Genomic DNA, 23778 nt, shown 5'->3' with positions numbered 1-23778 from the left:
TGCCTCCTGGTTAAGTTAGCATAATTACGTTTAAGGAAGTCACACGACTTCGGCGTTGACCAAGATCAAACCGCCCGGCGACTTCGCCGCCAAAGTGAATGTCAACTGTGAGGAACATTTTGCCATGCATGCGATGGTGCTTGCGGCGCCCGGCGCGCCGCTGACATGGGTGGAACGTCCGGACCCGGTTCCCGCTGCCGGCGAGGTCCGCGTCAAGGTAAGCGCCTGCGGCGTCTGCCGTACCGATCTCCATGTCGTCGACGGCGAACTTCCCGACATCGCCTATCCGATCATCCCCGGACATGAAGTTGTCGGCCGGGTTGACGCGCTGGGTCCCGGCGTCAGCGGCCTGAAGCTCGGCATGCGGGTCGGGATTCCCTGGCTCGGTTCGACCTGCGGCGTCTGTCGATATTGTCGAAACGATGAGGAAAATCTTTGCGATCATCCGCAGTTCACCGGCTATACGCGCGACGGCGGGTTCGCCAGCCATTTGATCGCCGACGCACGCTATTGTTTCCCGCTCGGCGAAACCGGCGAGGACACCGCGATGGCGCCGCTGCTCTGCGCCGGACTGATCGGCTGGCGGTCGCTGACGAAGGCAGGCGACGGCAAGGATCTCGGCATTTACGGCTTCGGCGCGGCCGGACACATCATCGCCCAGGTCGCGCGCTGGCAGGGGCGCAATATTTACGCGTTCACGCGCAAGGGCGACGAGGACGCGCAGCTTCTCGCGCGCTCGCTCGGGGCACGCTGGACCGGGGCGTCGGAGGATGCGCCACCCGTTGAACTCGATGCCGCCATCATCTATGCGCCGGTCGGCCCGCTGGTGCCGCAGGCGCTGCGCGCGGTCCGCAAGGGAGGCCGGGTGGTGTGCGCCGGCATCCACATGTCGGATGTTCCTTCGTTTCCCTACAGCATCCTTTGGGGTGAACGGCAGATCGTCTCGGTCGCCAATCTGACCCGCCACGACGGCACCGAATTCCTGAAAACCGCCTCCGAGGCGGGCGTTCACACCCACACCACGGTTTTCCCGCTTGAGCAGGCCAACGAAGCGCTGGCCCGGCTGCGCGAAGGTCGGCTCGTCGGCGCCGCCGTGTTGCAGCCGTGATGCGGTCGACCAAGCCCGAGAACCCGCCCGAGACAGCCGGTCAGAACGCGGTGCTCGATTTTCTCGCCGGGCGCCATCGCAACGGAGCGGTGAAACGCATCGATACCCACGCGTCGATCGTCTTCCTCGAACCCGATCGGGTGTTGAAGATCAAGCGGGCCGTCTGCCTGCCCTTCCTGGATTATTCGACCCTCGAAAAGCGCAAGCGCGCTTGCGAGGAGGAACTTGCGGTCAACCAACGCTACGCCCCGGCGCTCTATCGGCGCGTCCTGCCGATCACGCGCGGAGCCGCGGGGCCGGAGATCGGCGGCACCGGCCCGCCGATCGAATGGGCGGTCGAGATGGCGCGGTTCGACGAGCGGCAGACGCTCGATCATCTGGCGGCCATCGATGAGGTCGCGCCAGAACTGGCCGACGCGCTGGCCGAGGTGATGCGCGCGTCCCATGCGGACGCGCCGGTCGCGGACCGCTCCGAATGGCCCGCTTCAGTCGCCGGCATCATCGACCGCAACACCAAGAAGTTTCGCGGCCAGACGGCCCTCGCGGGTGAAGCCGTCGAACGGCTTCACGCCCTGAGCCATCGACAGCTTGCCGAGCATCTCCCGTTGATGAAACAGCGTGCGGAAGCGGGCTTAGTGCGCCACTGCCACGGCGATGCCCATCTCGGCAATATCGTCCTGGTCGGCGGCAAGCCCGTGCTGTTCGATGCGATCGAGTTCGATCCCGCGATCGCGACCACCGACGTGCTGTATGACCTCGCCTTTCCGATCATGGATCTCATCCATTTCGGCAGGTATGTCGCCGCCAACCGGCTGTTCAACGACTATCTGCAACCGGCCTGGCGCGAACATGCCGATGCGCTCGGGCTGCTGCCGCTATTCCTCTCGATACGGGCCGCGATCCGCGCCCATGTGCTGTTCACGACATGCGAGCAGTCCCACAACGATGCCGCGCCGATCGCGCAAGCGAAATCCTATTTCGATCTGGCGCTTGAACTGATTGCGCCCGGCGCACCTTCGCTGATCGCGATCGGAGGCCGGTCGGGAACCGGCAAGACGGCGCTGGCCCGCAGCCTCGCCGGCCTGGTTACGCCTTTACCCGGCGCGGTGATCCTGCGTTCGGACGTGATCCGAAAGGAACTGTTCGGCGTCGATGCGCTCGTGGCCCTGCCGGCGACGGCCTATAATTCCGAGACATCCGCGCGCGTCTACCGGACGATGGCCGAACGCGCCAGGGCGATCATCGGCCAGGGACTTTCCGTCATCCTGGACGCCGCGTTCCTGCGCGAAGCCGAGCGGAACGCGCTTGCGCTCGCCGCCCATGAAACCGGCACGGCCTTCCGCCCGGTTTTTCTTAGCCTCGACTGCGATGAGCGCCTGAAGCGCGTCGCCTCGCGACGGCGCGACGCCTCCGACGCCACGCGGGATGTCGCCCTTCAGCAGGAAAGCATCGACATTGGCCGGATGGACTGGCCACAGGTCGATGCCTCCGGCTCGCCCAAGGAGACGATCGAACGGAGCGTCCCGCATCTGGGACCGGCAATCAGGGGACCGCGATGAGAAATCAGCCCCCGATCCGCGGCGGCCACGCCACCCCTCCGGCGCAGCTGCCGGAGCTGACGTCAACGCCGCTGGATTGCCAGACCGCGTTCCAGCACATCGCCGATCACGCCATCCGGGATATCCGCAGGCATCACCCGGCGGCATGCCAGCGTGACGCTGAGGCGATTCACGGGATGAGGATTGCACTCACGCAATTGCGGGCGGCGGTCGCGTTTTTCGCGCCGATCACGCACGACCGGGTATGGCCATTGCTCAAGCGCGAGCTGGCCTGGCTGAATTCGGAGCTTGGGAAGGCGCGCGACTGTCACGTCACGTTGATCTACGCGGCACAGCTTGATCCCGATTGGGTGCAAAGCGGCAATTGTTCGCTGGTGCAGGCAAGCGCCGAATGCGACCGGCTGGCCGCCCAGGCGTTGTGCTCAAGCCGCTACCAGCGCTGGATCGCCGCGGTCAGCCGCTGGATCGTGAACGGCCCGTGGATTCAGGAAGCTTTGCCGGGTCACCGGATGGAATCCGCCGCGTCCTATGGCGAGCGCCGGTTCCGGCACTGGAAAAAGACCTTGCTGCGAAACGGCAGGGAGCTCCGGGCATTAAGCTCCGGACAGATGCACCGGCTGAGAATCAAGGCCAAGCGCTTTCGGTACATGGCCGATGCATTCGAGAAATTGGGCATGCTGTCTCCGGCCTGGACCGGCACGGCCTATGACGGCGCCAAACGTATCCATCGCGCCCTCGGCGACCTTCGCGATTTGAAGCGTCTGCGCAAGGCGGGGCGTGGCCGCCCGCCCGGTTACGGCAAGCGAAAGCGGGCGCTCTTGAAAGAAGCCGCCGATGCGCTGCGGCGATCGGCACCACGGGGCAAATAAATCGCCGCGCGATTCTACGGAAAGATACGGAATAGCGCGCAGCCGACCGCCGTGGCACGGTTGCCTCGGAACATGGAGGTAGCGATGGCAAGGCGGTTTATCTTCATCATCGTTGCGGGCGCGTTGTTGTCGGCGGCGCTGGCTCTTTTCTGTCGGTTTGTGTTTCCTGATGTCCTGCCTTACGCGGTTGGCGAGAACGCCAGAATGGCTTGGCAACGACAGGAAGCCTTCCTGGTTACGACGATCGCATGGCTGGCGGCAGAGGTTTCGGCGGCCTTTGCGATCGGACTGGTGGCCTTGCTCTGGAGCAACCGGTCCGCCAAGATTCGCCAATCCTAAAATCCGATGATCGGGAGATCCGTATATCTTACAAATGGATCACGGACCGGCCGGTTGCACCACAGTAGTCCGAAATACCGTTAGCGTGAGCCGTGGCGGGCATCCGTATTCGAACGGACCGGAGCCGTCGAATTGGGTGTCGATAATTGGGCCCATGCCATGGTGATGGCGAAAGCCGCGAACATCGCGCAGACGATTGCGAGCACAATGATGGTCGAGATGGGCATTGCTGGGGCTCCCTCCTATCGGCTTTGTGATCGCATCAGACTGCCAATGTGAAGCTCCGGCGCGTTGACCTGCATCAACCGATACGCGCCGACGGACTCTCCGATAGCCGACGACGCCACCGCATTTTTGACCTTCGTCAAAGCGACGAAGCCGGAAACATGTCAGGCAATCATTTGAAGACGGGAGATCGTCATGCGGTCATTCTACGTTCGGTTCTTGAAGACCATCTGTGACCATTCAGGTCACGAACATCATACGTGTCAGGGCAGCTTCCTGATTCAGGCCGGCACGCTGGCGGAGGCCATCCAGCAGGCGGAGAAAGATTTCTGCCTTCAGAAGCAGGTCAAGGACTGGACGATGTTTGCCGACACCGTGGAGCTTTGCGGTCCGTCGGATTCGGCCGCAGGCGCGGCGGCGCACAAGCGGCACGCGGACCATATCCACGCGATCTGAACATTGGACATAGCCCAGCCATCACGACCATGACCGCTATTCTGACGGCATCATCAGCCCCATCCCATGAGGCACATGACAGCGCTTCCGTGGAGGGAATTATCCATCGCTATGCGCATCTGAACGTCCCGCGCTACACCTCCTACCCGACAGCGGCGGATTTCGGCCCGGTGACGGCAAATGAGCACACAGCCTGGCTTCGCCACCTCGAGGCTCAAACGAGCGTTTCGATCTATCTGCATGTGCCGTATTGTCGCGAGATTTGCCTCTATTGCGGCTGCAATACCAAGATGGCGGTTCGCGATGACGTCGTCGCCAGCTACCGCCGCGCGCTCGAAGCCGAGATCGCTCTCGTCGGGGGCCTGATCGAAAACCGTGTTACGATCGGACGCCTGCACTGGGGCGGCGGGACGCCGAGCATCCTTGGGGTGGCGGGATTGCATTCGGTCCTCGAGACACTTCGGGATCGATTTTCAATCGAGCCTGACTTCGAACATGCGATCGAACTGGATCCCCGGCATGTGACGGCTGAACTGGCGGACGGTCTTGCGGCGCTCGGCGTTACCCGCGCCAGTCTCGGAGTCCAGGACATCAATCCACTGGTGCAGGCCGCCATCGGGCGGCTGCAACCGCTGGACATGGTCGAAACCGCGGCCCGCCGGCTGCGGTCCGCCGGCATCCGCAATTTGAGTTTTGATCTGATGTATGGGCTGCCGATGCAGACGATCGACTCGATCCGCAAGACCTGCGCGTCGGTCACATCGATCTCGCCCGATCGGATCTCATGCTTCGGCTACGCCCACCTTCCCCGCCTCAAGGCCAACCAGCGCCGCATCGACGAAGCAAGGCTTCCCTCGCAGGACCAGCGCATCGATCAGGCCAATGTCATCGCCGAGGAGCTTGCGCGCAGCGGCTATCGGAAGATCGGTATCGATCACTTCGCCAAACCGGCCGATGCACTGGCGCAGGCGGCGGCGGCCGGGCGGCTGCATCGCAATTTCCAGGGCTATACCGACGACGACCGCCAGGTGCTGCTCGGCTTTGGCGCCTCCTCGATTTCAACGCTCCCTGAAGGAATTGTTCAAAACGTAACGGACGTGCCGACCTATGTTCGCACCATCGCGGCCGGTTCTCTCGCCTCCGCCCGCGGCTTTCGGCTCACGCCTCAGGATCGGCAGCGCGCCCGGATCATCGAAAGACTGATGTGCGATTTCGAGGTCGATCTGGAACAGATCGGCCCTGGCCTCGATTTTACCGAAGAACTCACCATTCTCGCCCCGATGCAGAAAGAAGGCCTCGTCACCATCGACGGGAGAAAGCTTTCCGTCACAGCGGCCGGCCGGTCCGTCGTCAGGGTGATTGCCGCCGCCTTCGACGTTTTCAGGCGCTCCCCGGCGGCTCAATTCAGCACCGCCGTTTAATCACCTCGTCCGTTGGCTGCCGCACGGCATTTCTTCGGTTCTGATCGCATCAGGACCGAAGCTTCATGTTCCTTGCATTGACGCGTTCTCTTCCCGCGAACCGGAAGCCACTTCGCCCGGTTTGATCTGGATCAACCGCGCGCCCCTCCCGCCGCGTTATGTGAACTTAAAAAAGGGGCAAGCGAGCGATGTTTTGGGATTTGCTGAGGCGGGCGCGGCAAGCGATTTCTCATCGGGATGAAATTGGCCATCTAAGTCTGGACGAAATCGAGGGCATTGCGCGCGACGTGCATGTCTCGACTCCGGAATTTGTTTCCCTCGCCACAGGAGCATCCGTCTCCACCGCACTCCTCGATCGCCGCCTCGCGCGATCCGGCCTGTCCGAGAGCATCTCGGCCGCCCGGCGCGGCGAGGTGTTGCGCGATCTACAGCGCGTTTGCGGGCAATGCCGCGCCAGGAACCGCTGCACCGCCGATCTTGCCAGCGGCGGGCAGTTGAAAGAGCAACCTGAATATTGCCCCAACGCGCTCACCTTGCGGGCGCTGATGCGCGAATCGACGCGGCATTCGGCGGCCTGATCGTGCGTTTTCAACACCAGTGCATTCCGAAACTTGATTTCAGTCAAATTGTCTACGTTACGCATGTGCTTCCCTCGAACCGTCAGCCCGGAAAGAAAGTCGAGCTATGATAAACGCCTCCCCTGCATCGAAGTCGATGACGATCGGCGAAGCTGGCCTCTCCTCGATTTTCGTCGTGTTGTCGTTCCTGTGCCTGATGGGAGCGGCGATGGCGCTCGACAGCGCCTTCGCCTTCCACGCTTCGCTGGGCGCTGCGGCCAGCCTCGCGGCGGCGTTCGCCATCATCAACCGTTACTATGACCGGCCGGCCGAACTTCCGCCGCAGGAAATCAATGGCCGGCCGAACTACAATTTCGGCCCCATCAAGCTCGCAACGGTGCTGGCGGTGTTTTGGGGCATCGCCGGTTTTTCCGTGGGGCTGCTGATCGCGTCGCAACTAGCGTGGCCGTCGTTGAATTTCGATCTGCCCTGGACGACCTTCGGCCGGTTGCGGCCGCTGCATACTTCGGCGGTGATCTTCGCCTTTGGCGGCAACGTCCTGATTGCGACCTCGTTCTACGTGGTGCAAAAGACCAGCCGTGTGCGCCTCGCGGGCGATCTGGCGCCCTGGTTCATCGTGCTCGGCTATAATTTCTTCATCGTGATCGCGGGGACCGGCTATCTGCTCGGCGTCACCCAGTCGAAGGAATATGCTGAGCCGGAATGGTATGCGGACCTCTGGCTGACGATCGTGTGGGTGACCTATCTTCTGGTGTTCCTGATGACGCTGATCAAGCGCAAGGAGCCCCACATCTACGTGGCGAACTGGTTCTACCTTGCCTTCATCATCACGATCGCCGTGCTGCATCTCGGCAACAACCCCGCGATACCGATTTCGCTCGTCAGCTCGAAATCATATGTCGTCTGGGGCGGCGTGCAGGATGCCATGTTCGAATGGTGGTATGGGCATAATGCGGTCGGCTTCTTCCTGACCGCCGGATTCCTTGCGATCATGTATTATTTCATTCCGAAGCGCGCGGAGCGGCCGGTCTATTCCTATCGGCTTTCGATCATCCATTTCTGGGCGCTGATCTTCCTCTACATCTGGGCCGGCCCGCATCATCTGCACTACACGGCGCTGCCGGACTGGGCGCAGACGCTGGGCATGACGTTCTCCATCATGCTCTGGATGCCGTCATGGGGCGGCATGATCAACGGCCTGATGACCCTGTCGGGTGCCTGGGACAAGCTGCGCACCGATCCGGTGCTGCGGATGCTGGTGGTTTCGGTCGCCTTCTATGGCATGGCGACATTCGAAGGGCCGATGATGGCGGTCAAGGTGGTCAATTCGCTCAGCCATTACACCGACTGGACCATCGGCCACGTGCATTCCGGCGCGCTCGGCTGGGTGGGCTTCGTGTCGTTCGGCGCCTTGTATTGCCTGGTACCCTGGCTCTGGGAGCGCAAGGGCCTCTACAGCCTCAGGCTGGTCAGCTGGCACTTCTGGATCGCGACCATCGGCATCGTGCTCTACATTTCCGCGATGTGGGTATCCGGCATCCTGCAGGGACTGATGTGGCGCTCCTACACATCGCTCGGCTTCCTCGAATATTCCTTCATCGAATCTGTCGAGGCCATGCATCCCTTCTACATCATCCGCGCCGCCGGCGGCGCCCTGTACCTGATCGGCGCGCTGATCATGGCCTACAATCTCTGGATGACGGTCAATGCCGGCGAAGCCGAGGAAACCCAGGACGCTAGTTTGCTCCAGCCTGCCGAATAGGTCATCGCATGTCCCTCTGGAACCGACACGCTATCTTCGAGAAAAATTCGATCTTCCTGATCGCGGGAATCCTCGTGGTCATCGCCATCGGCGGGCTGGTCGAGATCACCCCGCTGTTCTATCTGAAAAGCACGATCGAGGTGGTGGACGGCATGCGCCCGTATACACCGCTCGAACTGACTGGCAGGAACATCTACATCCGCGAAGGCTGCTATCTCTGCCATTCGCAGATGATCCGCCCGCTGCGCGACGAGGTCGAGCGCTACGGACATTATTCACTCGCCGCCGAGAGCATGTACGACCATCCGTTCCAATGGGGCTCGAAGCGCACCGGTCCGGATCTCGCCCGCGTCGGCGCCAAATATTCGGATGACTGGCACGTTCGTCACTTGACCGATCCGAGATCAATCGTGCCCCAATCGGTCATGCCCGGATATCCGGCACTGGCGGAAACCGAGGTCGATATCGACGATATCGCGGCTCATCTTCGGACCAACCGGGTCGTCGGCGTGCCGTATACGGACGAGCAGATCGCCAATGCCAAGGCCGATCTGAGGGCCCAGGTCGATCCCGACAGCGCGGACGCGGATGCCTTTCAGAAGCGCTACCCGAAGGCCGTGGTTCGTAATTTCGACGGCAAGCCCGGCAACCCCACCGAACTCGATGCGCTGATCGCCTATTTGCAGATGCTGGGCACGCTCGTCGACTTCAAGCTTTACGACGAAAAAGCCAATTTACGCTGAAGGAGGGATCGATATGAACGCGATCGTTTCTATTGAGAATCTGGCGTCGCATCTTGTCCTGACCTTCTGGACGCCGATTTTCGTCGCCATCTTCCTGGCCATTGTTTTTTATGCGCTGCGGCCCCGTAACAAGGCGATTTTTGACGATGCGGCAAGAATGCCGCTGCGGGAGGACTGACCGCTGATGACCGAGCACAACGACATCGATCATGTTTCAGGACGTTCGACCACCGGCCATGAGTGGGATGGCATCCGGGAACTGAACACGCCGCTGCCGCGCTGGTGGATCCTGACCTTCTACGCCACCATCATCTGGGCGATCGGATACTGGGTCGTCTATCCGGCCTGGCCGCTGGTTCACGGATACACCACGGGAATCCTGCACTATTCGTCCCGCGCGACTGTCGACAGCGAACTCTCCGATCTCGAGAAGCTGCGCGGCGAGAAAATGGCGGTGCTCGGCGCCGCCTCGCTGGCGGATATCGAGAAGGATCCGGCGCTGCTGTCGCTGGCGCGGGCGCGAGGCCGGACCGTATTCGCGGACAATTGCGCCCCGTGTCACGGCAGCGGCGGCGCGGGCGCCAAGGGATTCCCGAATCTAAATGACGACGATTGGCTGTGGGGCGGCTCGCTCGACCAGATCATGCAGACGATCCAGTTCGGTGCGAGGTCAGGCAATCCCAACGCCCATGAGGGACAGATGCTGGCGTTCGGCCGCGACGGAATGCTGAAGAAGGACGAGATCGTCACGGTCGCGAACTATGTCCGCTCGCTCTCGGGACTTCCGACCGCGCCCGGCTTTAATGCCGCCGCGGGGGCGAAAATCTTCTCGGACAATTGCGTCACCTGCCACGGCGAAGGCGGCAAGGGAAACCAGGAAGTCGGAGCGCCCAACCTGACCGATCAGATCTGGCTGTACGGTTCGGACGAGGCAACCATCGAGGAGACCATCACCAACGGCCGCGCCGGGGTGATGCCGACATGGTCCGGACGCCTGGATCCCATCACCATCAAGGCATTGACGGTTTACGTGCATTCGCTGGGCGGCGGCAAATAGGGAAAAGCCCGTAGACTGCACGGCGGCTGGCGCGGCGGTTGATCTGGCTCAACCGCCGCCGCGCCGCCGAAATGTAGGTTCAGCCAGGGACGCATCGGGCCTCGGGTATGAACAAACCTGTTTCACCAAACGAATTGCTGGACGCTGAAGGGCCGCTCTATGCGGCCCAGAAGAAGATTTATCCGCAAAGCGTCTCGGGTACATTCCGCAGGATCAAATGGGGGCTGATGGCGGCTTGCCTCGGCGTCTATTACCTGTTGCCTTTCCTGCGCTGGAATCGCGGCCTCGGCGCGCCGGACCAGGCGGTGCTGATCGACTTTCCGAACCGGCGCTTCTATTTTTTCTTCATCGAGCTATGGCCACAGGAAGTCTATTATTTCACGGGCCTGCTGATCCTGGCCGCGCTCGCGCTGTTCCTGATGAATGCGCTGGGAGGCCGGATCTGGTGCGGCTATCTGTGCCCGCAGACGGTCTGGACCGATCTGTTTTACGCGGTCGAGCGCTGGGTGGAAGGCGACCGGCGCGAGCGGATCAGGGCCGATGCCGCCGGCATGAACCTGAAACGGGCCGCCAGGCTGGCGTTGAAACATGCGATCTGGCTCGCGATCGCGTGGTGGACCGGCGGCGCCTGGGTTCTCTATTTCTCCGACGCCCCTACCCTCGTTAAAGAGCTCATCACGTTTCAGGCTCCCGCGCTCGCCTATATCTGGATCGCGATCCTGACTTTCACGACCTATCTGCTGGCCGGCTTCATGCGCGAGCAGGTCTGCGTCTACATGTGTCCGTGGCCGCGGATTCAGGCCGCCCTGACCGACGAATGGGCGCTGAATGTCACCTATAAATATGATCGAGGCGAGAAGCGTTGCTCGTTGAAAAAGGCGATCGAGCTTCGTGCGCTGGGCGAGAAGATCGGCGACTGCATCGACTGCAACCAGTGCGTGGCGGTCTGCCCCACCGGAATCGATATCCGCAACGGGCCGCAGCTCGGCTGCATCCAGTGCGGGCTTTGCATCGACGCCTGCGATACCGTGATGACGAAGATCGGCCGCCAAACCCGGCTGATCGGCTACGACAACGATATCAATATCCAGCACCGGATCGCCGGCCAGCCGGAGGTTTTCAAGCCGGTGCGGGCGCGAACCGTCGTTTACGCCGTCCTGATCGCCGGCGTCTGCGCTGTGATGCTTTACACGCTGCTGACGCGGACTCTGCTCGACGTCAATGTGCTGCACGACCGCAACCCGGTCGCGGTCATGCTCAGCGATGGCTCGATCCGCAACGGCTACACGCTGCGCTTCCTGAACAAGCGCGGCTTCGACCGCGTGATCGCGATCGACATCGACGGCCCGCCTGACGCGCAGGTCCACATCGTCGGCGCGGATTCCGTGACGCCGGAACGGCCGACGATCATCCTTGGCCGCGACCAGACCACCGAATTGCGCGTGCTGGTGACCGTTCCCTCCAGCGAAATAACGGAAAAATCGGTACCGCTGAAATTCCGCGTCACCGACATCGGTCTCGGCGAGGCCGCCTCCGCCACCGACAATTTCGTAACACCATAACTAACGCCGACGAGGGTCTCCATGACGGCATCCGCTCCTACTGCCCGGCCATTGACCGGCCGCTTCGTACTCATCGCGATCGTCGCGTTCTTCGCGGTCGTCATCGGCGTCAATGTACTGATGATGCAACTTGCGATCACGACACTGCCCGGCACCGAGGTCGACAGCGCCTATAGCGCCAGCCTCGCTTACGAGGGGGAAATCCAGGCGGCCCGGCAGCAGGATCTGCGCAAATGGCAGGTCGATGAACATATCGAGCGCCGGCCCGACGGCACCGCGACCTTGACCGTTCACGCCAAGGACGCGAACGGCACTAGCCTTGCCGGGCTGAATTTCTCCGGAAGGCTCGAGCGACCGACCGACCGGCGCGCCGATCAGGCCATCGACATGGTGGACAGCGGCAACGGGACCTACCGCGGCACGGCGCAGGACATCGCAGCGGGGCTATGGGATCTGGTGATCGAGGCCGACACCAAGGGCCAGCGCATGTTCCTGTCGCGAAACCGGGTCGTCCTGAACTGACGAGGTGGCACATGCAGACCGCTCTGGATTTTTCGCATTATCTGAAGAGCGCCGGACCCGGCGTGCTCCATCTCGATCTGGCGGTCGAGGGCATCAGCTGCGCCGGATGCATGGCCAAGATCGAGCGCAACCTGTCGAAAATTCCCGACGTGACCAAGGCGCGGGTCAATCTCACCGATCACCGTCTGGCGGTCGAATGGAAGGCTGGAGCGATCGACCCGGCGGTGTTTGTCGATCGCCTCGCCGAGCTCGGCTACAAGGCCTACCCGTTCGAGCGGGCCGGCGCCGAAACGCAGGAATCCGAACGCGCCAAATCGCTGTTGCGCCGTCTCGGCGTCGCCGCGTTCGCCGCGATGAACGTCATGATGCTGTCGGTGCCGGTCTGGTCGGGAAATGTCAGCGATATGCTTCCCGAGCAGCGCGATTTCTTTCACTGGCTGTCGGCGCTGATCGTGCTGCCGGCCGCGGCCTATTCCGCGCAGCCGTTCTTTTCGTCGGCGTTCGGCGCGCTTCGGGCGCGCAGCGTCAACATGGACGTTCCGATCAGCATCGGGATTTTCCTGGCGCTGGCGATGTCGCTGGTCGAGACGGCCTCGCACGCCGAGCACACTTATTTCGATGCCGCCATCATGCTGATCGCCTTCCTGCTCGCCGGCCGCTATCTGGACCAGAACATGCGGCGGCGGACGCGCGCCTTCGCCGGCAATCTCGCGGCGCTCAAGGCGGAAACGGCGACGAAATTCGTCAGCGCCGATGAAATCCGCACCGTGCCCGTGGCTGCGATCGAGCCCGGAGATATTGTCCTGCTGCGCCCCGGCGAGCGTTCCGCGGTCGACGGCAACGTCATCAACGGGCGATCCGAGATCGACCAAAGCCTGATCACGGGCGAAACCATGCCGATCACGGCGGTCCCCGGAACCGCCGTTTTCGCCGGCACGCTGGTTCGGTCGGGCACGCTGCGCGTCCGCGTCGCCGCCGCTTCGGAAGACACCTTGCTGGCCGAAATCTCCCGCCTGCTCGAGAATGCCTTGCAGTCGCGTTCCCGATACCTCCGGCTGGCCGAGCGCGCATCGCGGCTCTATGCGCCGGTCGTGCATGCGACCGCGCTTCTGACCATGCTGGGCTGGCTCGCCTATGGCGCGAGCCTCCACGACTCGATCATCATCGCCATCGCCGTCCTCATCATCACCTGTCCTTGCGCGCTGGGACTGGCGATTCCCGCGGTCCAGACCGTCGCATCCGGCGCCTTGTTCAATTCGGGCGTGCTGCTGAATTCCGGCGATGCGATCGAGCGCATCGCCCAGATCGACCGGGTCATCTTCGACAAGACCGGGACTTTGACCTTGCCCGAGCTGGATGTCGCCAACGCCTCCAGCATTCCCGCGGAAGTCGTCAGTCTGGCCGGACGGCTCGCGCTTTCCAGCCGTCATCCGGTGGCGGCCGCCGTGGCGCGGGCCGCCGGCGCCAAATCTCCGTTGCCGGGAATCGAGGAAGAGCCGGGACAGGGCGTGAGAGGCCAGTTCGAGGGTCAGGAAATCAGACTCGGCAGGCCATCTTATTGCGGCGCCGACGAACTCGCCCATGAAATTCTCGGTCACGATCCCGAAGCCTCGGTGGTCGCGTTCCGGCACGGCGAGACCCGCCACGTCCTTGCGGTACGGCAGCGCCTGCGCCCCGATGCCGCCGCCGTCGTCTCGCAGCTCCAGCAATATGGCATCGGCGTCGAAATCGTTTCCGGCGACCGCGAAGCGGCCGTGAAAGCCGCCGCACAGTCGCTGGGCATTCACGAGTGGCGCGCCGAGGTGACGCCCGTCGACAAGATCGCGCGCATCGACGATCTCACCCGCCACGGCTTCAAGGTGCTGATGGTCGGAGACGGCCTGAACGATGCCCCCGCCCTCGCCGCGGCCTACGCGTCGATGTCGCCGATCACCGCAACGCATATGAGCCAGACCGTCGCCGATGCGGTCTTTCTCGGCAACCGCCTGGCCCCGGTCAGCGCCGCCGTCGCGATTTCACGGAAAGCGCTGTCGCTGATGCGGCAGAACCTTTGGCTCGCCGTCGTCTATAACGCGGTGGCCGTGCCGATCGCGATTGTGGGGCTGGTCACGCCGCTGATCGCCGCGGCGGCGATGTCCGGCTCCTCGCTGCTGGTCATGCTCAATGCGCTGCGAGCACGCAACCGCACGAGGAAAGCAGCCTGATGGAAATCCTGATCTACCTTGTGCCGCTCGCCTTGACGCTCGGATTTGTCGGCCTGCTCGGTTTCCTGTGGGCGATGAAGAGCGGCCAATACGACGATCTCGACGGCGCGGCCTGGCGGGCCATCGCCGACGACGATCCGCCGGGCGAGTAAACTATATTCCCGATCAGCAGCAGGCGCGGAAATTGAGGTCGGGATTCCAGTAGCGCCAATGTGTCGCCCGGATCTGCACCGGCCGCATGGTCGTCGCATCGATCCAGCCGTCGGCGTTGCGGATACAGGGCGCTTCGGCCGCATGGACGCCGCTGTCAATCACCGCCAGTTCAAGCGTGCGGCGGTGCGGTGCGGTGGAAATATCGCGCCACTCATTGCCAAACAGCCTCGCGAGAATCCGCATCCACCGCATCGGTCGCCCACTGCCAAACCAGCGAATGCAGCTTCGCAGCGCCCTGAAATAAGACCTTGATTTACATCAATAATCTGCGCGCTCTTGCGTGAGATGGTAGGAGTGGTGGCCGGTTCGCGGTTGGGCCGGCCGGCTGGCAATTCCGGGATACTACTTAGGGGAAATATCCAAATTTTCGCGGCTGCTCAGGCAAGGCATCGTGGGTTCCATCGAAGGTCAAGCCCCACGGAGCTCCTCCCATGCTGAACGCAGCGCTTTCCACTTCCACCTCGCGCCACCCCGTCCCCGCCTCGATCAAATGCGGCAGCCCCGAGCCCAGGAGCCCCCTTTCGCTGATGGGCGCGCCGATGCGCTACCCCCGGAATACCGAAATTTTCGGCGAAGACGAGCCAGCGGAATATCTCTATCAGGTCGTCAGCGGCGCGGTCAGAACCTACAAAATGCTCGACGACGGCCGCCGCCAGGTCAGCGCCTTCTACCTGCCCGGCGACGTGTTCGGATTTGAAGCCGGCGAAACTCATGCCACCTCGGCCGAAGCCATCAGCGACTCCCAGATTTTGGTCATCAAGCGCAGCGCCCTGATGGCCCGCGCCGACCACGAAAAGGATCTCGCCCAGCAACTCTGGACCCTCACCGCCCGCGAGCTTGAACGCACGCAACGGCATGTCCTGCTTCTGATCAAGCGCGCGGAAGAACGCGTCGCGGGCTTCCTGCTTGACATGGAACGGCGTGCCGCGAAGGCGAAGGCGGTCGAACTGGCCATGTCGCGTCAGGACATCGCGGATTATCTCGGCCTCACCATCGAGACCGTTTCCCGCACCCTCACCCAGCTCCAGCAGACCGGCGTGATCTCGCTGTCGTCGTCCCGCTGCGTGGAATTGCGTAACCGTACCGCGCTGGCCCAGCTCAACGCCTGAATGAACGTGGCGGGGAAACCCGCCGCCGATCGGCTCCGGATATGACGATCGAGTTTCATATCCGGATGGGAGCCAGATGTTGAAAGCAAGACTTGGTGCCAGCTCAGTCTTGACGACGGCCAAGTCCGCGTCCTGGCACGCTGTCCTGCCAAGTCCCACTCAAGTCCTTGGCCACTCAAGTCCTGGCTTCTGTCGATCCCCTTACATCCAAACAACCCCTCACCTGTCGCAAGCTTCCAGAAATCAGGCCGCCGCCTGTTCGTCTCCGGCGGCGCCCGAGGATCGCAGCGGCGCGAACTGCTCGGCGGTCAGGGTCTCGTTGGCGAGCAGCAGCTCGACACCGGCCTCAAGATCAGCCCGCCGCTTTTCCAGGATCTGCCGCGCGCGCACATCGCCTGCATCGATCAGATCTCTCACCGCAAGATCGATCTCGCGGCCCGTCGCCTCCGCGGCGCTCACGATCGTATCCTGCGCCGCCGGAATGAAGGTCTGGGGTTTCGGCGCGTAAGTCCGCTGGCCAACCTTGGCGTCCATGCCGTATTTCGTCACCATTTCGATCGCGATCTCGGTCGCGCGCTGAAGATCGTCGGCGGCTCCGGTCGATACATCGCCATCGAAGATAAGCTGCTCGGAGGCTCGGCCGCCCATCAGCACCGCGATACGGTTCTTGAGCTCGGTGATGGTCAACAGGAACCTGTCCTGGGTCGGCCGCTGCATGGTGTAGCCGAGCGCGCCGATTCCGCGCGGGATGATGGAGACCTTCTGCACCGGATCGACGCCGGTGAGGCTCGAAGCGACGAGCGCATGGCCCATTTCATGATACGCCACCCTGCGGCGCTCGTCCTTGCTCAGCACCCGGCTCTTCTTCTCGATTCCTGCGACAATGCGTTCAATGGCGACGGTGAAGTCGGAGAAACTGACTTCCTCGGCGTTGCGCCGGGTCGCAGCGATCGCGGCCTCGTTGATGAGGTTGGCGAGATCGGCCCCGGTGAAGCCGGTGGTGAGGCCCGCGACCTTGTCGAGATCGACATCGTTGCCGACCCGGATCTTGCGCACATGCACCTTGAGGATGGCGATGCGGCCGGCCTTGTCGGGCCGGTCGACCAGAACCTGGCGGTCAAACCGGCCGGCGCGCAACAGCGCGGGATCCAGGATTTCGGGCCGGTTGGTCGCCGCCAGCAGGATGACGCCGGAGCTCGGGTCGAAGCCATCGAGCTCGGCAAGAAGCTGGTTCAGGGTCTGCTCCTTTTCATCATAGCCGCCGAAAGCGCCGGGCGAGCGGCTGCGCCCCAGCGCGTCAAGTTCGTCGATGAAGATGATGCAAGGCGCCGCCTTGCGCGCCTGTTCGAAGAGATCGCGGACGCGAGCCGCGCCGACGCCCACGAACATCTCGACGAATTCGGAGCCCGAAATGGAGAAGAATGCGACGCCGGCCTCCCCGGCCACGGCGCGGGCGAGCAATGTTTTTCCTGTGCCCGGCGGTCCGACCAGCAGGATGCCCTTGGGCACGTGGGCCCCGAGCCGGCCATAGCTTTTCGGATCCTTCAGGAAGGAAACCACTTCCTGCAATTCGAACTTGGCTTCCTCGACGCCGGCCACGTCGGCGAAAGTGACCTTGGTGTCTTTTTCCACATAGACCTTGGCGCGCGACTTGCCGATCGACATCAGGCCGCCGAACCCTTGCCGGTCGGCGAGACGGCGTCCCAGGAATATCCAGATCAGATAGAAGAAGAACATGGGCACGACCCAGGACAGAATGGTCTGCAACAATCCGCCCGAGGGAACGCCGGTGACCGCCACGCCCTTGGCCTCCAGCTTCTCGGCCAGAGCCATGTCGACCCGCGCGGTCACGAAGGCCGACTTGCCGCTCGGCAGTTTATCCTTGAGCTTGCCCTGAATGACGTCCTGCCCCACCGACACCTCGGTCACCTTGTCCTGCGCGACCAGTTGCTCGAATTCGCTGTAGGGAATGGTGTCCACGGTGTTGTAGGTGGTGAACAGCCATTGCAACAGCAGCACGCCCATCGCTGCGGCAAAGATGTAACCGACCGCAATGCTCTGCTTTCGGGATGAAGGGTCGGTGTTCATTGCGCTCTCCGGTTAATATCCATGCCGCCGCAGTCGGCCTGCCAATGGCTTGAAAGCTTAGAGGGCCCGGATGGTCAGGGTTTGCGGAGGATCAATTGAGCGGCTCGCGGATCTGCTTGGATGACAGCATGATCCGGAAAAGTGGGTACCGGTTTTCCTCGCGACAAACCCGGAACGCATTTGCGCGGAGATCATGCTCAGGGGATGCAATGCTGGCCGCATCGCTGAGTTCCGCTTCCATCCGAAGAGACGCCATTGCCTTACGCATCCACCGAGGACCTGCCACCGTCCATTCGCAACCATCTGCCGGTACACGCCCAGGAGATCTACCTGGGCGCATTCAATCATGCCTGGATCGAGTATGGTGAACGCGAGCCGGCGCGGGTCGAGGAAATCGCCCATCGGGTGGCATGGGCGGCCGTGAAACGCCGATACGAGAAGTTCGGCGACCGCTGGATCGAACGCGATTCCTGACCGCCGGCCGTGGCCGACGATCCATTTCGCTCGAAAACACCGTCAATATTGGGGCTCGCCGGCGACGGCGCTTGAGACACAGGATGAACAAACGCCGGTAGAGGCCGCCGGGATCAAGCTTATCCTTGTCCCATTTTCAGGCCAAACGGCCCTGCCTGTCAGGTCACGCCAGCTGATTGGCCGGCAGCCGGGTCCGCTGCTCGAATCCGTGCGGCAGTTCGATATCGACTTCGAGCGTCGATACGCTTTTGCCGCGATCCATTTTGACCAGCACCTTATCCGGGTCGAGCGTGACATGCCGAGAGACCACGGCCAGGATCTCTTCCCGCAAGATCCCCACCAGATCCGGCTGGCCGCGCATCCCTCGCTCATGCGCGAGCAGGATCTGCAACCTTTCCCGGGCAACCGGCGCGCTGCCGGTGCGGCGCCCGAGCAGCCGCATCAAGCTCAAGCTCATGCCGCCCTCCGTCCCAGCAACCGGTTCATGAAGCCCCTGCGCTCGACCGGCACCGTCATGGCGACATCCTCGCCATTCAGACGCCGCGCCGCGTCGAAATAGGCGCGCGCCGGCGCGCTGGCCGCGTTGTTGAGGGTAACGGGCGATCCGATATTCGACGCCCGCAGCACGTCCTGGCTCTCGGGGATGATGCCCAGAAGCGGCGTCGCGAGGATGTCGAGAATATCGTCGATGCCGAGCATCTCGCCGCGCATCGCGCGCGCGGAATCATAACGGGTGATCAGCACGTGCTTGGTCACCCGCTCACCCCGCTCGGCCCTTGCGGTCTTGGAGTCGAGCATGCCGATGATACGGTCGGAATCCCGCACCGACGACACTTCGGGATTGGTCACAATCACGGCTTCGTCCGCGTAACGCATTGCAAGCGTCGCCCCGCGCTCGATACCCGCGGGACTGTCGCAGATCACCCAGTCGAACTTGGTTCGCAGGTCGGCAATGATGCGCCGGACACCGTCGTCGGTCAGGGCATCCTTGTCCCGGGTTTGCGACGCCGGAAGCAGCCACAGATTTTCCAGGCGCTTGTCGCGGATCAGCGCCTGCGACAGCTTCGCGACGCCCTGCACCACATTGATGAGATCGAACACCACCCGCCGTTCCGCGCCCATGACCAGGTCGAGATTGCGCAGGCCGACGTCGAAGTCCACGACAACGACCCGCTCGCCGTTTTGCGCCAGCGCCGCGCCAAGCGCGGCTGTCGATGTGGTCTTTCCAACGCCGCCTTTGCCTGACGTCACGACCAATACCTTGGCCATCCTTAACTCCTCCCTCACTCAGTTCAGCGGTGTGATTCTCATGATATTGCCGTCAAGCCACGCTTGAGCCGGCTTGTTCCTTAGCCTGCCGTCGATCTCGTCCGCGGTCTGGTAATAACCGTCGATCGCGAGCAGTTCGGCTTCGATCTTCTGGCAGTAGATCCGCGCCGACGAATTGCCATTGACGCCGGCCATCGCGCGGCCGCGCAGCGTCCCGTAGACATGGATGGAGCCGCCGGCGACGATCTCCGCGCCAGAGCCGACCGAACCCAGCACCGTCACGTCGCCTTCCGTGAACACGATCGACTGTCCCGATCGCACCGGCGTCTCAAGCAGCAGTGAGCCGGACGGCGCCTTGGTTTTCGGCCTGGCGTCCTCGACCGAACACTGACGGCCGCCGGTCAGCACCGGCGGCATGCCCGAACCGAGCTGGGCTTCGTCGACGCCCTCGATTCCGAGGACGCGGATACTGCGTTCCTGAAGGCTCGCGATGAGGTGGGCAATGGCGGATTGGCTGAGTTCGAGCGCCGAGAGATCGAGCACCACCGGCCGTCCGGCGAAAAACCCCGGCGAGCGCGCCAGCGTGGCGTCCAGCTCTTCGAGCCAGCCCATGATCGGGACGACCGGAGAAAACACGAAGGCGACAAAAGACCGGCCGCGAAAGCGTAATAGCTGACGTTGTGGCTCCGCCGTGGCGCTCATGACTGCTCGACTCGCTTCCCGATCGTTAATTTCGTTAAGGATTGGGCGATCTTGGTTAACGGAGGGTTAATGATTTCAGTTTGGTGACGATCGGTACGACGGCCCCGGCACGGGCCTGGGAAGCCGATGAAGGCGCGGAAGCGATCGGGATGTCCGAGCAAAGGCGACGACGCGGCAGCGGGAGGTCGCGTGACCGGGGAATAACGGCCGGGCCAACGGGCGCCTAAATCACGCTCCGACTCAATCTGATCGGATCACGATCTCCTCGCAAGCGCGTTCCGCGTTTGTCGCGAGGGAAAGCCGGTTCCCACTTTTCCGGGTCATACTCTATAGCCAGGCGCATATCAGCGCCAGATTGGCCGCGCAGGCTCCCAGCAGCACCACCGCGAGGGCGACGTGCAGGCGTTCACAGGAGGTCTGGAGGATCGTTCCCGTCATGCCGAAAACATCCGGCGATTCTAGTCCGGGAGTCTCGGATGATATTTTTTGCGGGATTCAGGACTCGTTTACGACTCAGGGACTCCCGGCCAGCCGGCCGCCGCGACTCGCTTGGATATGAAATGTCACCCCGGCGTGAACCATTATCTCCGCCAGCGCCGAAACCCGATCTGCCTCCAAGGCGTTGAGCCGGTTTATGGCGCTTTCAAGCGAAGCCGCCTCGGGCCTGGATAGCGGGGCGGATTCCGATTCACGGCAAGAAAACGCATCAAAACAAAAAGAGAGCCCGGAGCTTGTCCGATGCCCTACGCGCTGTTCTGCAATGAGGCCAGGCTAAGCAAGGCCTATCCGACCGAAGCGGATGTCTGGAAGCTCGCGCGGCGGAGCGGGCTCGTGGTTGACACGGTCTCGGAGGGGGAAAAGCCTCTCCGGCCGGTGCTCGACAATGGCTACGAGATCAGGCCCTGCTCACTCGATCCGCAGGAAGATCCCGCCAAGAACCAGGCCGAAGCCGAGCGCGAGGCCCCGCTGGAATTTCGGCTCCGTTCCCAAATGCGAGATTCCCCGTTGCGAGCTTCCCAAGTGCGAGATTCCGCTGCGCTGACCCACCCCACCCGGTCCCCTGAGGCAACGCCGAAAAAGCAGGCCTAAGGCGTCGCCACCGCAAGCGACGCCTGTTCAGCGGCGAGCGCGACGCAGGCCTTCCTGCGGTGAAGCCCCCGGATCGCGCCGGTGACCTTGAGGACCTTCCCGGACGGACAGGACGCGTCCTGCACGAAGGCGACCTCATAGGGCGCGAGGGCGAGAGGTTCGGATTTCAGGATAGTCTGGGCAAGACACGGCAGGGCAACCGCCGAGAAAATCAGCCCTAACGCCAAAGCACGCATGTTCGTTGTCCACCAACCGGCGGACAGCACCATAATCGATCTCGTGTAAAATTTTCACCGATGGCGAAAATTATTTTTTACCAAAGCGGCCCGCCCGCGCCCTCCGGCCAAAAAACAAGGCCGGCGGGAAAGCCGACCTTGTTTCGGGTGAAATGGCGGCCTCCCGGTCAGTACCGGGCGGCAACCGGGCCGCCCCAGCCGAAGCGATAGTTCAGGCCGGCCTTGACGGTGTGCTCGTCGTCCCGGAAGCGGGATCCGACAATCTCTGCGGGTCCACCGGTGAAGGTCGTATTGCCGAAGTTGTAATATTGGTACTCGATCTTGGCCGACCAGTTCGGGGCGAACATGTATTCGAGCCCGGCGCCGACGGTGTAGCCGTCCTTATGGTTGCCGTCGGTGGTGAAATCCACCGGCGTACCCGCGAAGGCGACGCCGACATTGGGGTTGTCGCGCCAAGCATAACCGCCCTTGGCATAGACCAGCGCCGGGCCCCAAGTATAACCGATCCGGCCGGTGGCCGAGCCGAGCTGGTCGCTATTGCCGGTTATGACCGTGCCGGCCGGAAACGCGACGCCCGAACCGCTGTTATTCGCAAGCCAGCTATATTGGGCTTCAGCGCCGATCACCCAGTTGGGGGCGAACTGATAATCGAAGCCGCCCTGCACGCCGCCGAAAAAGCGGCCGTCGCTGCCTTCCAGGGCATCGTTGCCAGCGAAAGCGCCGCCGACATGGCCACCGATATAGAAGCCGGTCCAGTTATAGACCGCCTCCGGCGGCGTATAGGCAGGCGCCTTCGTATAGGTGCGCGCGGGCAAGTCGGCCGCGAATGCCGGAGCCGCCAACACAAAGACAGCGGCCGTTCCGAGCAGAATTCTTTTCATGAGCAGATCCCCATTATGGTCGTCATATCCGACCCTCATTAAACAACGTGGCCTCAATTTGGTTGCTTCGCGGCAACGCCAGTGCGCCAACGTTCCATAACCATAGCGCCCCGCTGCCAAACCGTTTTGATCCCGCTCAACACAGCTATAAGCGGTGTCGGGCGGTTAAAGTTCCGGTTCAACGCCTCGCCGAAAAGTGATTGATTGTTGCGGCAAAACGGCGCGCGGCCGTCCATGATCTCAAGAGCCGATCTCAGCGCGTCAGCTTTTCCAGCTCCGGAAACGGCGCATAGACCGCGCCCGCACAGACGTCTGCGGCCTTGTCGACGATATGATCCAGCCGGCCATCGACATAGACCACGGCACGCTCGCGCGGCTCGCGGTAGCTGCCGTCGGTGTCCTGCGCCGAAAACCGCAGGCAACTGACATAGCGCTGCCGCCCGCCGACGGTGCGCTGCACCGGCTCGGCCATGACGGCATCATGCACACCGACCGGATTGTTGAGATAGGTCCGCAGAAACGCCAGCAATTCGACGCGGTAGTTGGCGGGAAAGGGCTGGACAGCGTTATCGCGGTCGCCGCTATAGCTGAAGCTGCCGCCCTCGCCGCTTGCGCAGGCAGTCAGCATCACCGGCAACAACAGGATCGCCGCGCATTTCGCCGATGTCTTCACACGCAACCTGTCGTCCCCGATTTGCCGCTTGCGAATGCTTGAGACCTTGCGGTTCTGATGGAATTAGAACCGAAGCTCATGTTTTGTTTTAACGCGTTTTCTTCGCGCCAACCGCAAAGCCACCCCGCTACCCAAGTCCGGGGCAGGCCTTCGTTCGAAAACGCTATAGACCGTCCCCCGGCGAAATGGAATTCGTCTCTCGGTGATTAAAAAGCCGGCCCGCGACCATTGGGGAAGCAATGGCGCGGGCCGTCTTGATACCGCAGGCGGCGGCGGGGCAACGTGAAACAACCGCGCGCCCGCGGTTCAACATCAGCCGCGCTTGACGGGAAGCGTCACATGCTTGGCGGTGACCTTGGAGAATTCATGCGTCTTCAACGCACCGATCTTCTTGTGGAAACGATGATGCCGGTAGTGCTTGCGATGATGCCGCTCCATTTTGGCATTGGCGTTCAGCACGCTCGGCTTCATTTGTCCGGTCCTGACCGCTGGCGCATGCGTGGTCTTGACGGTGGCAGCCGCGGCGGGCGAGACGGCAGGCGCGGCGAGAACGGCAACGGCCAGCAGCGCGGCCGAAATGGTCTTCAACATGATGATCTCCTGGTGGTGATCGCGGGGGTGACGGCCGGATGGCCGGGC

Annotated in this window: 26 protein-coding genes and 1 pseudogene; 18 read left to right on the top strand and 9 right to left on the bottom strand. The window is 62.7% G+C overall.

Annotated elements, in window-relative coordinates; genetic code table 11:
• Positions 1 to 124 precede the first annotated feature (124 nt).
• The 15 genes from HB630_RS05280 (at position 125) to ccoS (ending at position 14557) form a co-directional block, all read left to right on the top strand.
• Positions 125 to 1108 carry a zinc-dependent alcohol dehydrogenase family protein gene (locus HB630_RS05280; protein WP_213770771.1) on the top strand — a complete coding sequence of 328 codons (984 nt, stop codon included), beginning with the start codon at positions 125 to 127 and terminating at the stop codon, positions 1106 to 1108.
• Complete coding sequence (locus HB630_RS05275) at positions 1108 to 2667, top strand: bifunctional aminoglycoside phosphotransferase/ATP-binding protein (RefSeq protein WP_213770508.1); 1560 nt, start codon at positions 1108 to 1110, stop codon at positions 2665 to 2667. The genes HB630_RS05280 and HB630_RS05275 overlap by 1 nt, the downstream gene beginning before the upstream one ends.
• Positions 2664 to 3536: a CHAD domain-containing protein gene (locus HB630_RS05270; protein ID WP_213770506.1), complete on the top strand. Its 873-nt coding sequence runs from the start codon at positions 2664 to 2666 to the stop codon at positions 3534 to 3536. Before HB630_RS05275 ends, HB630_RS05270 begins: the two co-directional genes overlap by 4 nt.
• A gap of 84 nt (positions 3537 to 3620) precedes the next feature.
• A complete protein-coding gene (locus HB630_RS05265; RefSeq protein WP_213770504.1) occupies positions 3621 to 3875 on the top strand; it encodes a hypothetical protein in 255 nt (84 codons plus the stop codon).
• 420 nt (positions 3876 to 4295) lie between these two features.
• Complete coding sequence (locus HB630_RS05260) at positions 4296 to 4556, top strand: hypothetical protein (RefSeq protein ID WP_213770502.1); 261 nt, start codon at positions 4296 to 4298, stop codon at positions 4554 to 4556.
• 89 nt (positions 4557 to 4645) lie between these two features.
• Positions 4646 to 5977, top strand: coding sequence for an oxygen-independent coproporphyrinogen III oxidase (hemN, locus tag HB630_RS05255; RefSeq protein ID WP_346656032.1), 1332 nt, complete (start codon positions 4646 to 4648; stop codon positions 5975 to 5977).
• Positions 5978 to 6165: 188 nt separating this feature from the next.
• Complete coding sequence (locus HB630_RS05250; protein WP_213770498.1) at positions 6166 to 6555, top strand: DUF6455 family protein; 390 nt, start codon at positions 6166 to 6168, stop codon at positions 6553 to 6555.
• 136 nt (positions 6556 to 6691) lie between these two features.
• A complete protein-coding gene (gene ccoN, locus HB630_RS05245; protein ID WP_213770770.1) occupies positions 6692 to 8317 on the top strand; it encodes a cytochrome-c oxidase, cbb3-type subunit I in 1626 nt (541 codons plus the stop codon).
• Between the two features lie 8 nt (positions 8318 to 8325).
• The gene (gene ccoO / locus HB630_RS05240; protein ID WP_213770496.1) at positions 8326 to 9060 is read left to right on the top strand and encodes a cytochrome-c oxidase, cbb3-type subunit II; all 735 of its coding nucleotides are present in this window, start codon (positions 8326 to 8328) and stop codon (positions 9058 to 9060) included.
• A 13-nt stretch (positions 9061 to 9073) separates the two neighbouring features.
• Positions 9074 to 9238, top strand: coding sequence for a cbb3-type cytochrome c oxidase subunit 3 (locus HB630_RS05235; RefSeq protein ID WP_213770494.1), 165 nt, complete (start codon positions 9074 to 9076; stop codon positions 9236 to 9238).
• Positions 9239 to 9244: 6 nt separating this feature from the next.
• Positions 9245 to 10117: a cytochrome-c oxidase, cbb3-type subunit III gene (gene ccoP / locus HB630_RS05230; protein WP_213770493.1), complete on the top strand. Its 873-nt coding sequence runs from the start codon at positions 9245 to 9247 to the stop codon at positions 10115 to 10117.
• Between the two features lie 107 nt (positions 10118 to 10224).
• On the top strand, positions 10225 to 11679 hold the full coding sequence (gene ccoG, locus HB630_RS05225; RefSeq protein ID WP_213770492.1) for a cytochrome c oxidase accessory protein CcoG: 1455 nt from the start codon (positions 10225 to 10227) through the stop codon (positions 11677 to 11679).
• Between the two features lie 21 nt (positions 11680 to 11700).
• Positions 11701 to 12201, top strand: coding sequence for a FixH family protein (locus HB630_RS05220; RefSeq protein WP_213770491.1), 501 nt, complete (start codon positions 11701 to 11703; stop codon positions 12199 to 12201).
• A gap of 11 nt (positions 12202 to 12212) precedes the next feature.
• Entirely contained in the window at positions 12213 to 14405 is a 2193-nt protein-coding gene (locus HB630_RS05215) for a heavy metal translocating P-type ATPase (RefSeq protein ID WP_213770490.1), read from the top strand.
• Complete coding sequence (gene ccoS / locus HB630_RS05210) at positions 14405 to 14557, top strand: cbb3-type cytochrome oxidase assembly protein CcoS (protein WP_213770489.1); 153 nt, start codon at positions 14405 to 14407, stop codon at positions 14555 to 14557. Before HB630_RS05215 ends, ccoS begins: the two co-directional genes overlap by 1 nt.
• A 13-nt stretch (positions 14558 to 14570) precedes the next feature.
• On the opposite strand, the gene HB630_RS05205 is transcribed toward ccoS, so the two are convergent.
• Positions 14571 to 14801, bottom strand: a complete 231-nt coding sequence (locus HB630_RS05205; protein ID WP_213770488.1) for a hypothetical protein — start codon at positions 14799 to 14801, stop codon at positions 14571 to 14573.
• Between the two features lie 248 nt (positions 14802 to 15049).
• Between HB630_RS05205 and HB630_RS05200 the strand changes: the two genes are divergently transcribed.
• Entirely contained in the window at positions 15050 to 15727 is a 678-nt protein-coding gene (locus tag HB630_RS05200; protein ID WP_213770487.1) for a helix-turn-helix domain-containing protein, read from the top strand.
• A 243-nt stretch (positions 15728 to 15970) separates the two neighbouring features.
• Here the strand turns inward: HB630_RS05200 and ftsH are convergent, their stop codons facing one another.
• Entirely contained in the window at positions 15971 to 17815 is a 1845-nt protein-coding gene (ftsH, locus tag HB630_RS05195; protein ID WP_213770485.1) for an ATP-dependent zinc metalloprotease FtsH, read from the bottom strand.
• A gap of 255 nt (positions 17816 to 18070) precedes the next feature.
• On the opposite strand from ftsH, the gene HB630_RS05190 reads away from it, so the two are divergent.
• Positions 18071 to 18289, top strand: coding sequence for a ChaB family protein (locus tag HB630_RS05190; RefSeq protein WP_213770483.1), 219 nt, complete (start codon positions 18071 to 18073; stop codon positions 18287 to 18289).
• A 163-nt stretch (positions 18290 to 18452) separates the two neighbouring features.
• On the opposite strand, the gene minE is transcribed toward HB630_RS05190, so the two are convergent.
• Genes minE through minC form a run of 3 tightly spaced genes read right to left on the bottom strand, consistent with a single transcriptional unit; the run spans position 18453 to position 20260 of the window.
• Positions 18453 to 18746 (bottom strand): cell division topological specificity factor MinE, encoded by a 294-nt coding sequence (gene minE / locus HB630_RS05185; RefSeq protein ID WP_213770481.1) that lies wholly within the window; start codon positions 18744 to 18746, stop codon positions 18453 to 18455.
• On the bottom strand, positions 18743 to 19558 hold the full coding sequence (gene minD, locus HB630_RS05180; RefSeq protein WP_213770479.1) for a septum site-determining protein MinD: 816 nt from the start codon (positions 19556 to 19558) through the stop codon (positions 18743 to 18745). The genes minE and minD overlap by 4 nt, the downstream gene beginning before the upstream one ends.
• 18 nt (positions 19559 to 19576) lie before the next feature.
• On the bottom strand, positions 19577 to 20260 hold the full coding sequence (minC, locus tag HB630_RS05175) for a septum site-determining protein MinC (protein ID WP_213770477.1): 684 nt from the start codon (positions 20258 to 20260) through the stop codon (positions 19577 to 19579).
• A 738-nt stretch (positions 20261 to 20998) separates the two neighbouring features.
• Here minC and HB630_RS05170 point away from each other — a divergent pair.
• A pseudogene (locus HB630_RS05170) lies at positions 20999 to 21232 on the top strand (hypothetical protein); the annotation flags it as partial.
• A 113-nt stretch (positions 21233 to 21345) separates the two neighbouring features.
• Here HB630_RS05170 and HB630_RS05165 read toward each other — a convergent pair.
• The 4 genes from HB630_RS05165 to HB630_RS05150 all read right to left on the bottom strand — a co-directional run bounded on the left by HB630_RS05165 (position 21346) and on the right by HB630_RS05150 (position 23730).
• Entirely contained in the window at positions 21346 to 21585 is a 240-nt protein-coding gene (locus HB630_RS05165; RefSeq protein WP_213770475.1) for a DUF6719 family protein, read from the bottom strand.
• Between the two features lie 167 nt (positions 21586 to 21752).
• A complete protein-coding gene (locus HB630_RS05160; RefSeq protein ID WP_213770473.1) occupies positions 21753 to 22466 on the bottom strand; it encodes an outer membrane protein in 714 nt (237 codons plus the stop codon).
• Between the two features lie 253 nt (positions 22467 to 22719).
• On the bottom strand, positions 22720 to 23094 hold the full coding sequence (locus HB630_RS05155; protein ID WP_213770768.1) for a hypothetical protein: 375 nt from the start codon (positions 23092 to 23094) through the stop codon (positions 22720 to 22722).
• 357 nt (positions 23095 to 23451) lie between these two features.
• A complete protein-coding gene (locus HB630_RS05150; protein WP_213770471.1) occupies positions 23452 to 23730 on the bottom strand; it encodes a hypothetical protein in 279 nt (92 codons plus the stop codon).
• Between the last annotated feature and the right edge of the window lie 48 nt (positions 23731 to 23778).

Origin of the sequence: Bradyrhizobium sp. dw_78 (genome assembly GCF_018449525.1) — a bacterium.
GTDB lineage: Bacteria > Pseudomonadota > Alphaproteobacteria > Rhizobiales > Xanthobacteraceae > Bradyrhizobium.
The sequence above is the reverse complement of the archived record's forward strand: the minus strand, read 5'-3'. Positions and strand labels throughout refer to the sequence as shown.

Excerpts from the sequence above, each read along its gene's own strand:
- HB630_RS05280 (WP_213770771.1), top strand. The coding sequence starts at position 125 with ATGCATGCGATGGTGCTTGCGGCGCCCGGCGCGCCGCTGACATGGGTG.
- HB630_RS05275 (WP_213770508.1), top strand. The coding sequence starts at position 1,108 with ATGCGGTCGACCAAGCCCGAGAACCCGCCCGAGACAGCCGGTCAGAAC.
- HB630_RS05270 (WP_213770506.1), top strand. The coding sequence starts at position 2,664 with ATGAGAAATCAGCCCCCGATCCGCGGCGGCCACGCCACCCCTCCGGCG.
- HB630_RS05265 (WP_213770504.1), top strand. The coding sequence starts at position 3,621 with ATGGCAAGGCGGTTTATCTTCATCATCGTTGCGGGCGCGTTGTTGTCG.
- HB630_RS05260 (WP_213770502.1), top strand. The coding sequence starts at position 4,296 with ATGCGGTCATTCTACGTTCGGTTCTTGAAGACCATCTGTGACCATTCA.
- HB630_RS05250 (WP_213770498.1), top strand. The coding sequence starts at position 6,166 with ATGTTTTGGGATTTGCTGAGGCGGGCGCGGCAAGCGATTTCTCATCGG.
- ccoN (WP_213770770.1), top strand. The coding sequence starts at position 6,692 with ATGACGATCGGCGAAGCTGGCCTCTCCTCGATTTTCGTCGTGTTGTCG.
- ccoO (WP_213770496.1), top strand. The coding sequence starts at position 8,326 with ATGTCCCTCTGGAACCGACACGCTATCTTCGAGAAAAATTCGATCTTC.
- HB630_RS05235 (WP_213770494.1), top strand. The coding sequence starts at position 9,074 with ATGAACGCGATCGTTTCTATTGAGAATCTGGCGTCGCATCTTGTCCTG.
- ccoP (WP_213770493.1), top strand. The coding sequence starts at position 9,245 with ATGACCGAGCACAACGACATCGATCATGTTTCAGGACGTTCGACCACC.
- ccoG (WP_213770492.1), top strand. The coding sequence starts at position 10,225 with ATGAACAAACCTGTTTCACCAAACGAATTGCTGGACGCTGAAGGGCCG.
- HB630_RS05220 (WP_213770491.1), top strand. The coding sequence starts at position 11,701 with ATGACGGCATCCGCTCCTACTGCCCGGCCATTGACCGGCCGCTTCGTA.
- HB630_RS05215 (WP_213770490.1), top strand. The coding sequence starts at position 12,213 with ATGCAGACCGCTCTGGATTTTTCGCATTATCTGAAGAGCGCCGGACCC.
- ccoS (WP_213770489.1), top strand. The coding sequence starts at position 14,405 with ATGGAAATCCTGATCTACCTTGTGCCGCTCGCCTTGACGCTCGGATTT.
- HB630_RS05205 (WP_213770488.1), bottom strand. The coding sequence starts at position 14,801 with ATGCGGATTCTCGCGAGGCTGTTTGGCAATGAGTGGCGCGATATTTCC.
- HB630_RS05200 (WP_213770487.1), top strand. The coding sequence starts at position 15,050 with ATGCTGAACGCAGCGCTTTCCACTTCCACCTCGCGCCACCCCGTCCCC.
- ftsH (WP_213770485.1), bottom strand. The coding sequence starts at position 17,815 with ATGAACACCGACCCTTCATCCCGAAAGCAGAGCATTGCGGTCGGTTAC.
- minE (WP_213770481.1), bottom strand. The coding sequence starts at position 18,746 with ATGAGCTTGAGCTTGATGCGGCTGCTCGGGCGCCGCACCGGCAGCGCG.
- minD (WP_213770479.1), bottom strand. The coding sequence starts at position 19,558 with ATGGCCAAGGTATTGGTCGTGACGTCAGGCAAAGGCGGCGTTGGAAAG.
- minC (WP_213770477.1), bottom strand. The coding sequence starts at position 20,260 with ATGAGCGCCACGGCGGAGCCACAACGTCAGCTATTACGCTTTCGCGGC.
- HB630_RS05165 (WP_213770475.1), bottom strand. The coding sequence starts at position 21,585 with ATGCGTGCTTTGGCGTTAGGGCTGATTTTCTCGGCGGTTGCCCTGCCG.
- HB630_RS05160 (WP_213770473.1), bottom strand. The coding sequence starts at position 22,466 with ATGAAAAGAATTCTGCTCGGAACGGCCGCTGTCTTTGTGTTGGCGGCT.
- HB630_RS05155 (WP_213770768.1), bottom strand. The coding sequence starts at position 23,094 with ATGCTGACTGCCTGCGCAAGCGGCGAGGGCGGCAGCTTCAGCTATAGC.
- HB630_RS05150 (WP_213770471.1), bottom strand. The coding sequence starts at position 23,730 with ATGTTGAAGACCATTTCGGCCGCGCTGCTGGCCGTTGCCGTTCTCGCC.